General features: G+C 43.9%; 14 protein-coding genes and 2 riboswitches. Of the genes, 9 read left to right on the top strand and 5 right to left on the bottom strand.

Going from position 1 to position 10,191, the window contains the following annotated elements; all coding sequences use genetic code 11:
• The first annotated feature begins 10 nt into the window (after positions 1-10).
• The gene (locus J7I93_RS23755) at positions 11-964 is read left to right on the top strand and encodes an alpha/beta hydrolase (RefSeq protein ID WP_214729193.1); all 954 of its coding nucleotides are present in this window, start codon (positions 11-13) and stop codon (positions 962-964) included.
• 27 nt (positions 965-991) lie between these two features.
• Here the strand turns inward: J7I93_RS23755 and J7I93_RS23760 are convergent, their stop codons facing one another.
• Complete coding sequence (locus tag J7I93_RS23760; protein WP_214729195.1) at positions 992-1,492, bottom strand: DUF2269 family protein; 501 nt, start codon at positions 1,490-1,492, stop codon at positions 992-994.
• A gap of 136 nt (positions 1,493-1,628) precedes the next feature.
• A complete protein-coding gene (locus J7I93_RS23765) occupies positions 1,629-2,033 on the bottom strand; it encodes a VOC family protein (protein ID WP_214729196.1) in 405 nt (134 codons plus the stop codon).
• Positions 2,034-2,208: 175 nt separating this feature from the next.
• Here J7I93_RS23765 and J7I93_RS23770 point away from each other — a divergent pair, with 175 nt between their 5' ends.
• Positions 2,209-2,628 (top strand): CHRD domain-containing protein, encoded by a 420-nt coding sequence (locus J7I93_RS23770; RefSeq protein ID WP_214729197.1) that lies wholly within the window; start codon positions 2,209-2,211, stop codon positions 2,626-2,628.
• A 71-nt stretch (positions 2,629-2,699) separates the two neighbouring features.
• Positions 2,700-2,837 (top strand): hypothetical protein, encoded by a 138-nt coding sequence (locus tag J7I93_RS23775; protein ID WP_214729198.1) that lies wholly within the window; start codon positions 2,700-2,702, stop codon positions 2,835-2,837.
• Positions 2,838-3,244: 407 nt separating this feature from the next.
• Here the strand turns inward: J7I93_RS23775 and J7I93_RS23780 are convergent, their stop codons facing one another.
• Positions 3,245-3,634, bottom strand: a complete 390-nt coding sequence (locus J7I93_RS23780) for a DUF2512 family protein (protein ID WP_214729199.1) — start codon at positions 3,632-3,634, stop codon at positions 3,245-3,247.
• A gap of 92 nt (positions 3,635-3,726) precedes the next feature.
• A complete protein-coding gene (locus tag J7I93_RS23785; protein ID WP_214729200.1) occupies positions 3,727-4,098 on the bottom strand; it encodes a PaaI family thioesterase in 372 nt (123 codons plus the stop codon).
• Between the two features lie 242 nt (positions 4,099-4,340).
• On the opposite strand from J7I93_RS23785, the gene J7I93_RS23790 reads away from it, so the two are divergent.
• From J7I93_RS23790 to tenA, 5 genes are all read left to right on the top strand, one after another.
• Entirely contained in the window at positions 4,341-5,450 is a 1,110-nt protein-coding gene (locus J7I93_RS23790) for an alpha-hydroxy-acid oxidizing protein (protein WP_214729201.1), read from the top strand.
• A gap of 148 nt (positions 5,451-5,598) precedes the next feature.
• Positions 5,599-5,994: a DsrE/DsrF/DrsH-like family protein gene (locus J7I93_RS23795; RefSeq protein ID WP_214729202.1), complete on the top strand. Its 396-nt coding sequence runs from the start codon at positions 5,599-5,601 to the stop codon at positions 5,992-5,994.
• A 50-nt stretch (positions 5,995-6,044) separates the two neighbouring features.
• The gene (locus J7I93_RS23800) at positions 6,045-6,428 is read left to right on the top strand and encodes a DUF302 domain-containing protein (protein ID WP_214729203.1); all 384 of its coding nucleotides are present in this window, start codon (positions 6,045-6,047) and stop codon (positions 6,426-6,428) included.
• A 69-nt stretch (positions 6,429-6,497) separates the two neighbouring features.
• A riboswitch (TPP riboswitch) is annotated at positions 6,498-6,614 on the top strand.
• 182 nt (positions 6,615-6,796) lie between these two features.
• On the top strand, positions 6,797-7,285 hold the full coding sequence (gene thiW / locus J7I93_RS23805) for an energy coupling factor transporter S component ThiW (protein ID WP_214729204.1): 489 nt from the start codon (positions 6,797-6,799) through the stop codon (positions 7,283-7,285).
• Positions 7,286-7,531: 246 nt separating this feature from the next.
• A riboswitch (TPP riboswitch) is annotated at positions 7,532-7,633 on the top strand.
• Between the two features lie 54 nt (positions 7,634-7,687).
• On the top strand, positions 7,688-8,377 hold the full coding sequence (tenA, locus tag J7I93_RS23810) for a thiaminase II (protein WP_214729206.1): 690 nt from the start codon (positions 7,688-7,690) through the stop codon (positions 8,375-8,377).
• A gap of 85 nt (positions 8,378-8,462) precedes the next feature.
• On the opposite strand, the gene J7I93_RS23815 is transcribed toward tenA, so the two are convergent.
• Complete coding sequence (locus tag J7I93_RS23815; RefSeq protein ID WP_251025978.1) at positions 8,463-9,152, bottom strand: DUF1287 domain-containing protein; 690 nt, start codon at positions 9,150-9,152, stop codon at positions 8,463-8,465.
• Positions 9,153-9,251: 99 nt separating this feature from the next.
• Between J7I93_RS23815 and J7I93_RS23820 the strand changes: the two genes are divergently transcribed.
• Positions 9,252-10,085, top strand: a complete 834-nt coding sequence (locus J7I93_RS23820; protein ID WP_214729208.1) for a TIM barrel protein — start codon at positions 9,252-9,254, stop codon at positions 10,083-10,085.
• The last annotated feature ends 106 nt before the right edge of the window (positions 10,086-10,191 follow it).

Here is a 10,191-nt window from a genome sequence, read left to right on the forward strand (position 1 = left end):
GGATTTATGGATGAAAAAGAGGATGATTTGGATAGCCGGCAGTGTGCTGATTTTATTATCGGCTGCATTGCTTGGTGCAGGTAATTATTTTTACAATGTGGCCATCAATCGGAGCCATGATCCGGTTGATTTATATAGCGGGAATGCGCAGACTGTCAGCGCTGCGTTGGAGGAGGAGACACAGGCGAAGCTGGAGGAGGTTATGAAGTGGACAGAGGAACAAACTTTTGACCAGATTGAGATCACCTCAGAAGATGGCTTGAAGCTGAAAGCCCGCTTTTTAAACAATCCGGATTCGAACGGAAAAGCAGTGATTCTGGCTCATGGCTATAAGGGGAATAGTAAGCAGATGCCTGGCATCACCAAGTTTTATTACGAACTGGGATATGATGTGCTGAAGCCTGATGCCAGAGGGCACGGGAAAAGCGAAGGCGATTATATTGGATATGGCTGGCATGAACGCAAGGATTATCTTGGATGGATTGATTTATTGAAGGAGGAAGAAGGTGCCGACAGGGTTTTCCTACATGGATTCTCAATGGGAGCTGCAACCGTATTGATGGCAAGCGGCGAAGATCTCCCGCCTGAAGTGAAGGGGATTATTGCGGATAGCGGCTATACGACGGTCCATGAAGAACTGGCCCACCAGCTGAAGCATATTTACCATCTGCCATCTTTCCCTTTGATGCAGGTTACAAGTGTCTTTACAAAAATCAGAGCTGGATACTCTTTCAATGAAGCGTCGGCTATCGAACAGGTGAAGAAAAACGAGCTTCCTCTGTTCATTATTCATGGAGATCAGGATGATCTGGTGCCAACTGAAATGGCCTATGAGATTTATGAGGAAGCCGGCGGCGAGAAAGAGCTTTGGATCGTGCCGGGTGCAGGGCATACAGACGGATATACGGTGGCAGAGCAGGAATATCAGGAGAGACTGAAGGAATTTCTTAATGGCGTCCAATAGAAAAATGGCAGTGAATCACTGCCATTTTTAATTTTGCTTTTTCTTTTTCCAGGGCCTTAATACGGAAATGCCAAAGATGAAGAGGGTAACAGCGATTTGAAAGTAGACGGCATATTGGCGGGTTATATGATTATCAATAAAAACAGGATTCGATAATGCCTTGCTGCCTTCCGCTTCAAGAAGAGTCATATTTTCCATCATTCGTTCATCGACGATATTAATGCCGACCACGGTTTGGATGATAAATAAAATCCATTTAACGGTAACCCATCTGTGCTTGAAAAATCCCCAGTTTGTAAAAAATCCATAAATAAAGCCAACTAATAACGTACCGATTGCACCAACCCGAACGACATAATCACTAATTGTCACCACATTTTTGTACATTTCCAGGGCTTGACCATAGGCGGCCATTTCCATGGAGAAATTTAATGCGAGCGAGCTCATGATTCCCCCGAAAAATAATGAAACGAGAATGATATGAAGGATTTTTAGCCACCTGGTCGCTTTTGTGCTTAATTTTTTCAACCTTTTTCCCTCCTTTTGAATCACTTTATAAGTGTAGCAAGGGAAAAGGGATGTCCATATCAGCCTCCGCCGTAATTTGCAGTAGGGCGCTAGTCTTATTTTGGTATATAAAAAACCCGCTCGTTAATGAGCGGGTTTATTGCCCTTTATGCAGCACATTGCAGGCGCTGAGCAGGTTGCCATCCGGATCTTTGAAGCCGAATCCGCCAAGGCCGTGCTCCTGGTTGAGGTTGAGTGGCCCAACTTCCACGTTCTTCTCCTGCAGCCATTGGTGGAGCTCTTTTAAAGAAGGTGTATAAAAATCAATCACACTATGCTCGACACCATCATTCGAGTTGGCGAATGAAAGAGATTTCCCCTCTGCTGCGGTTTCAACCAGGAATATCGTAGGCACACCCTTTGATTGAAAGCTTAGCATGGCGTTCTTCTCTCCTTTGAACTCCACTTCAACACCAAGAACTTCCACATAAAAATGAACCGATCGATCCAGATTGGATACCGGAATCTCGACTGTTGCAATATGAGAAATATAATTAGACATGTTTGCCCTCCTTTGGATTTTAGCTATATAACTATTTAGCGGAAAGAGGGAAAAATCCTTCTTTCCATAAGCATATAGCCAATTTAGCGCTTTATCTCGGTGTTTGTACAATCATTCTTTTGCCCCAGGGCATAAAATATATCATTAAATTGTGTAATGAACAGGAGGAATAATAATGGACAGAAATGAACTTTTTTTCGCCAGGTTAAAAGGCAGTGAAGAAGTTCCGCCAGTTCGTACCGATGCTTTTGGCACGGCAAAATTGAAAGTAAGCAAGGATAAGAGGAAAATGGGCTACCGTTTGACAGTTAATGATCTTTCCAACTTTACTCAAGCTCATATTCATTTAGGAAGAAGGGGTGTAAACGGTCCAGTTGTCGTTTTTCTTTTTGGCTTAATCGATCCTGACATTAGTGTAAATAAGGGTGTTGTAGAAGGGATCATTACAGCCAGGGATTTAGTGGGTCCTTTAGAAGGAAAACCTCTATCCGTTCTTATAGACCTAATGAGTGATGGGGACACATATGTTAACGTGCATACAGCCCAAAACCCAGACGGAGAGATTCGCGGTCAAATCAAGCCTTATTGGGGCTAATAAGCATGAATGGTTGATTCCTTGAAAAGTGAGCATATTAATTTTTAGAACACTTGAAAGGGGTCATAACGTTGAAAAAGCAGGATGAAAGTAAAGAAAAGCCTCAAAATTCACTCACAGAAGAGCAGCAGCTTATCAATGAATTTGGCAAGCATGAAGGTAATCAGCCGATTCCGCAGCCTAAGAATTATGATGAGATTGAGTATTAAGAACCCGTCAAAAAAGACTCCTGAATGATGTGCACCCCAAAAGTTAGAATTAGTTCGTCTAACTTTTGGGGTGCACATCAGAATGAGGGGTCTTTTTTTAAGGCTGTTATATAAAGAAATGTTGTTTTTAAATAGTTTTTTTAATAAAAAACATTAATTAAATGATGTTGATTGGAGCGTAAGGTGCGAGCTCCTCGAAAATGCTATCGCATTTCCTTCGTGCGGTGTTTATTCAAGGAAGCTTATTCAATGTCCTGCGGGAGGAGTGGGACAGGTGAGACCCCACAGGCGCTGCGCGCCGAGGAGGCTCACCGCCCGCCCCGCGGAAAGGGAGCATCCTGGAGCGGAAATCAACCTCTCCTTACTACTTGTCTAAAAAGCAACAAAGCTTGCGAAAACAGCCTTTTTTAATTATGAGCATCATCATTATGAAAAACCCGGTTGTCCAGATAACCGTGGAAGAACCATTCTCCTGCACCGATCACAAGAGCGGAAACAAAGGCTGCCAATGTAAGATTGTCTTTTCCAGCCACAATCATTTCTTCTAAAAGCCAGATGACGAAAAAACTAAGGCCGATGTCTGATACGGTGGCAATGGCATTCCTTTTTGTATGCTCGGTTTCATCACCGGCCATTCGGAATATCATCATGTCGCCGAGTACGTAAGCTGCAAGTGTCAGAACGAAGCTAATGATCAGCGTTTCGGTGAATCCAATATCAAAGAAACCGGTTAAGACTATTCCCAAAACGGCCGTGATCATTAATAATTTAATCAAGATTGCTTTCACATGCTCCATGTTGAAATTCCTCCCTATCGTTGTTTACGTATCTATACCCTGCACACGATAGGCTATGCGATGGATTTCCAGAAAAGTGGATTTGATTTTAATCAGATAGAAGCGAAAATGCCGGATGCTTTGGCAACCAGCTGATTCTGGTTATTGTAGATGTGGCAATCTGTGTGGTTCAGTGTCCGGCCTCTTTTTACCAGATGAGCATCGGCAATAAGATACTCACCGGTGGCGCCCCTTAAGAAGCTAACCTTTAAATCTGCAGTTACAACGGTTTGCATATTGTTTTCATCCGGTTTAAAAATATTCCCCATCGCCACATCCGCCAGCGTGGAAATAATCCCGCCATGGACAAGTCCGGCGCTATTGATGAAAAGCGGCTGGATTGGCAAAGTCACTTTCATATGGGTTTCATCGACTCTTTCATAATGAAATTTTAAAAATTCATCAAAAGGCTGTTTGATTAGCATTTTGTACACTCCAATATGGTTAAGATATGTTGACTTATTCACGAATTTTTGATGAAATCCCTGCTTTTTGATAAAAACATTTGCTGTTGAGGTACGTGGGGGCCGTATATCCGCGAAAAATCCGGTTATATCCGCGATATTCAAAATATAATCGCGAAACGCCAACACGGTTTCAATAAATCCAAAAAAATGATATTATTTTCAATAAATTCTAATTTTAAGTGAGAGGCAGGACTGGAAAAATGGCAAAGGTAGAGAATATTAGCTTCGCAGAGAATTTCCCGATCTCCTACACAGAGCTGGAGAAGGAAGCAGAGAGAAAGATGGCGGCTGGGGGATTTGGGTATGTCCAATCAGGTGCGGGCGGGGAAGAAACCCTGAGAAAAAATACGGAATCATTCGCGAAATATTCGATTGTACCAAGAATGCTGAGGGATGTTTCGGTACCGGATACAAGTGTAACGCTATTCGGAAAGACATATCCTTATCCAATTTTTCTGGCGCCAATTGGGATGCAGCGGCTTGAACATGAAGAGGGGGAGCTTGCGTCGGCCAGAGCGGCGGCTGCTTATCAGGTTCCTTTTATTCAGAGCACGGTTTCAAGCCACTCGATTGAAGAGATCGCCGCAGCAACGGGCAGCAGTCCGAAATGGTTTCAGCTATATTGGTCCAATCACGAAGAGGCGGCTTTTAATATGGCGCGCCGTGCGGAGGAAGCCGGGTATGAAGCGATCGTTTTAACGGTCGATACAGTCATGATGGGATGGAGGGAAGCGGATCTCAGGAACAATTTTTCTCCATTAAAGCTGGGCTATGGAAAGGCAAACTATGAAACTGATCCGGTATTTATGGCCTCTCTTAAAGATGGCGATGTGGTCCAGGGGATCCTCGATAATATCCATCATCCAACTTTAAGCTGGGAGCATGTTGCCAGATTAAAAGAGATAACACATTTGCCGGTTCTAATAAAAGGCATCCTCCATCCGGAAGATGCGAAGCTTGCGGTTGAGAAAGGAATAGATGGCATCATTGTTTCCAATCATGGCGGGAGGCAGCTGGATGGCGTGACGGCTGCGATTGATGCACTTGGACCGATTGCGAAAGAAGTAAATGGCCGGATTCCTGTTCTCTTTGACAGCGGAATTCGCCGAGGGTCCGATGTGGTTAAAGCACTGGCGCTTGGAGCGGATGCTGTTTGCCTGGGAAGGCCTTATGTATATGGATTGGCCATTGGCGGGCAGGCTGGCGTCGAAAAGGTGCTTGCCAATTTTATAGAAGAAACAAAGGTCTCTCTCTCTTTAGCCGGGGTCAGCAGCTTGAGGGGAATGGCCAGTCTGCAGCTCATTAAATAGTTTAAGAGAAAACTCCCTAGAGAAAGGGAGTTTTTTTGTTGACAGAAGAATCTATGTTTAATAATATACCTATAGGGGTAAATGTATAAAGAGCTTACATAGGGTCTTAAAATGTCCCCAAAAAATAAAATTTTCAGGAGGAATTACAATGAGTAAAAAAGTAGCAATTATTGCAAGCAACGGCGGATTATTTGATGCATACAAGGTGTACAACATTGCGACTGCGGCGGCAGCAACGGATGCAGAAGTAGCGATTTTCTTCACTTTCGAAGGATTAAACTTAATTCATAAAGAAGCATACCAGCAGCTTCCAATGCCTGAAGGAAAAGAGCATTTTGCAGAGGGCTTTGCAAAAGCCAATGTTCCTGCAATTCCTGTATTAGTGGCAATGGCACAGGATTTAGGCGTTAAATTTATTGGATGCCAAATGACTATGGATGTTATGGGACTTGAAAAAGAAGCTTTTGTAGATGGAATTGAAGTTGGCGGAGCTGTAACATTCCTTGAATTTGCCAACGATGCGGATGTTACACTAACATTCTAATTGAAGATGTGCCGATCCACCAAAATACCGATACAAAAGGAGATGCAATCATGTTCGAATACACAGCAGAAACCGAAAAATCGATTGATGAAGCGATTTCTTCGCTTGAAGAAAGCCTGAAGGAAGAAAAATTCGGGGTCCTTTGGAAGTTTAACGTCCAGGAAAAACTGCAGGAGAAAGGGCTGGACTATAATGAATCCTTCCGTGTTTTAGAAGTTTGCAATCCATTTGAAGCACATCGCGTATTAACACAGAACAAAATGGCTGGCTATTTCTTGCCTTGTAAAATTGTAGTCTATGAGGATGCCGGGAAAACGAAAATTGGCATGCCTAAGCCGACAAGCATGATTGAACTCGTCAATGACGAATCCGTTCAAAGCATTGCGGCTGATATTGAAAACCGTTTAATTGGATGTATTGATAAAAGCATCTAAGCAAAAAGAATGATGACAGTCCCGGAATAATTTGTTAAGCTTGAGGCAGCTTATCAAATTAAATATCTATGAAACTACTAGGGGTGCCCCGAATGTGCGGGCTGAGAGGGAAGCGCGATATAGCTTTCCGACTCTTATAGACCTGATCTGGTTAATGCCAGCGGAGGGAAGTAGGCTTTGAAGGTATGTCGAATCATTTATACTTAAACCAAGCCAGGTCCTTTCGCGGATCTGGCTTTTTTTGAAGGAAAGAAAGTATAAGCTTTGAACTTCGATAACTGTCCAGCGCCAGGCGCCTTGCGCTTTTCTTATGTACATACTTTTCTCCATGATAAGCGATCAGGCTGCCCTTGAGGAAGGAGGTTAAGGTGAATAAAACCCGTTTATTGACGACGATGGCATTATTTGTGGCGATTGGAACGCTGGGCTCCCATTTGTTATGGTTTCCGGCAGGTGTGGCCAAAGCCTATCCCGTCCAGCATGCGGTGAATGTATTGGCGGCAGTAACACTTGGGCCGCTGCCGGCAGTGGGAGTGGCGTTTATGATCGGATTACTGCGAAACCTGCTTGGTTTTGGGACGCTGCTTGCATTTCCAGGCGGAATGATTGGCGCGTTTTTGGCAGGCGTGCTTTATCAAAAATTCGGCCGGAAAGTCTGGGCTGCAGTTGGTGAAGTAGTGGGCACTGGCATCATTGGAGCACTGTTTGCCGTCCCGTATGCAAAGATATTGATGGGAAGCGCAGCTGGCGCCTTCTTCTTTATACCGCCATTTCTTGTCAGCAGCTTTGCCGGTGCGGCTATTGGGTGGATGATACTCGCTAAAGTGAAGGAAAAAAATTTAGTGCAGAATATGTGAGTTTTTAGCGAGCGTGCTTTGCTGTACGGAAGAATAGAGGGTTTGAAGCCGATGGAGCGAGAAGAAGCGGCTGAAAAGAGCAGTCTGAATCAGCTTCAGCGAAATAAGCGGGACAATGCGGTTTCATAAAGCAGGTATGAAGCAACTCTCAAAGAACTGGTATGAAGCAACTCTCAAAGAACTGGTATGAAGCAGCTTTACCGAAACAAGTTAAAAGAAGTGGCAGCAACGAATAAAAAACAATAAGAAAACTGCTAGGGGCGCTTCGGCTGAGATAAGGAGTTTTTCCTTTGTCCCTTGGAACCTGATCTGGGTAATGCCAGCGCAGGGAAGCGGTGAGGACCTCAATTTTTCCTCATGCTTTTTCCCCGGCAGCTTCTGAATAATGAGGAGGCTATTTTAATGACTTTTACAGAAATTCTTCGCAAAGAGAATGATGATTTATTTCAGCTTATTTTTCAGCACCCGTTTGTACAGGGGATCGGAAGAGGAGATGTGCCGAAAGAGGCGCTGGCCCATTATATTAAAGCGGATTATGAGTATTTGAATGCTTTTATGCATATATACGGAATCGCTATTTCCAAGTCTCCTGAGCGGAAGGATATTGCTTATTTCAATCAGCAAATTGAATTTGTACTGAACAGCGAAATCCACCCTCATCATAATTTCTGCCAGCAGATTGGTGTGGGATATGAAGAGCTGCAGGGCTTCCCGCTTCCTCCGACGGCAGACCATTATGTCAAGCATATGATGTACCATGCCCATACAGGCGGGATGGGCGAAATCCTCGCTGCGTTATTGCCTTGCCCTTGGACTTATTGGGAAATCGGGCTTGAGCTCATGAAGCAATATGAGCCGCAGGAGGACCATCCTTTTTACCCGTGGATTTCTTTCTATGCAAATTTAAGGGTTGAAACAGTTACCATGAATATGAGGAATCGTTTGGATGAGCTTGCGGAAGCAGCATCTCCAGAAGAAAGGCAGCGAATGAAGGATGCCTATCGCAAAAGCTGCCAGCTGGAGCTTGGATTCTGGGAGATGGCTTACACCTGTGAGGAGTGGCCAGCAGGCAATACGGTAGCAGCACGATAAGAAAACGGAAATTGGTTCGAAAAAAGCCAGATAGTTATCAATAAATACGCCTGCTTCTGCTTCGCGGCAGGGCAGGCGTGTTTTTTCAAAAATTCCATCTATAATGCGCCGTAATGGGTGTTTGAAAGGAAGATAGCTTCACTTCGGCCGCAAAAGGTGTCGAGTTATGGATGACGTAAGGAATGCCATCCTTTGTCCGTTTGTCAGATATGATGGCGACATGGTCAAACTTGGGAGTAAGGAAAACAACGATATCGCCGGGCTGCCATTGCTGAAGGTTATTTGTATCTCCCGGAATAAGCTTAGTGGTTAAAGATTTTGCGTACCGGCTGAAATACACATTTTGATTGGGGACACGCCTGAAATCGATGTTCGGATCCGGTTTGCCGTTTACGCGCTGATATAAGTCCGTGTTTTTTGCAATATCCTTGTCGATAAGATCTTTGATTGTAATTGATGCCCCGTTAAATCCCCGCCAGATTACATCTGTACAAACGCCTTCTTCATCAGGAGGGTATCCCCCGGCATAATAGGCGCTATTATAAGTCGTGCGCTGCTCCACTTCTTTTCTCGCGGCCATGACTACATCCATTGGATCGACGATGCCGTTTTGATTGCGGTCAGCTCGAGAATAGTCAGCGGGAATTAAAACCTTTTTTGAAAAAGGGTTCTCCAGATGAATGCCGATTGAATCCAATATGATACCATTCCGGAAAAAGAGAATGAATAAAAGCAGAAAACCAAGTATGGCTGCGGAAAATTTTTTTAGCATCATGGTCTCCTTCTGCGTTTTAAGGATTAGACGCCCTTTTTACCAAAAAGTTACATGTTTCATGTTAAGATAAAATTAATAATTAATGAGTGAGGAGATCTAATGGCACATCAATTAGGCATATCCGGGAGCACTATTTTAAGTGAGCGAGAAAAATTTCCGGAGCTTTTTAAAAATAATCTTCAGCATGTTGAGATTGGGGAGTTTCAGGATGAAGATTCTTTCCAGGATTTTATAAAACAGCTGCGTAAAACAGACAGGAGTTTTGGGCTGCATTCGCCGCTTTTACGAGGGCAAAGCAAATATGATCTTATTGAAAAAGTCAGTGTTGAACCCCAAAAGGCTTGGGAACAATTTGAGACTGAAGTGGCGGAGATGTCGCGGATTGGTGCTGAATATATATTGGTGCACTTTCCTTATTTTAAAAAGGAGACAGAAGAAGATCCGGACGCAATGATTGAAGAGGGACTGCAAAAGCTGAGTGTTCTGCAGAAAAAATACGGGCTGACAATTGTGTGTGAACCAAAGCTGGGACTCCAGCGTTCTTCGGCAGGGATTAACTATCTTGACCGTTTTTCTGTGGAGACTTGGAGGAAGTACGGACTCAGCATTTGTATTGATATCGGGGACTACCTGATGGCTGCAGGGGACCAGGCTCTTGAGTATATAAAAAAATGGGTTGAATTTGTACGAGTGGCGCATTTGCACAATGTTGAATATCATGGTGAAAAATATATTTGGGTTCCTGTTCATCCAACACATGAAAATGATGGTGAGCATTTTAGAATAAAGCAGCTTTTGCAATTTTTAGCAGAGGAAAGCAAGAATGTATTTTTCGTGATGGAGTATACTCCGCATACGGATCCTCAGGCAATAATGGTGGAAGAAGGATATGATTGGGTGAGCAAAATCATTGAAAAAAGGCCTGTCCGTTAAGGAGCAGGCCTCTTGCATGTGCGCCCGGCATGGGTGCAGTCTATAGGGTGAAAGTCCCGAGCCATGAAGGCAGTAGTAGTGGTTAGCTTAACGCAAGGGTGTCCGT

The organism is Bacillus sp. ISL-47 (genome assembly GCF_018613175.1).
GTDB lineage: Bacteria > Bacillota > Bacilli > Bacillales > Cytobacillaceae > Cytobacillus.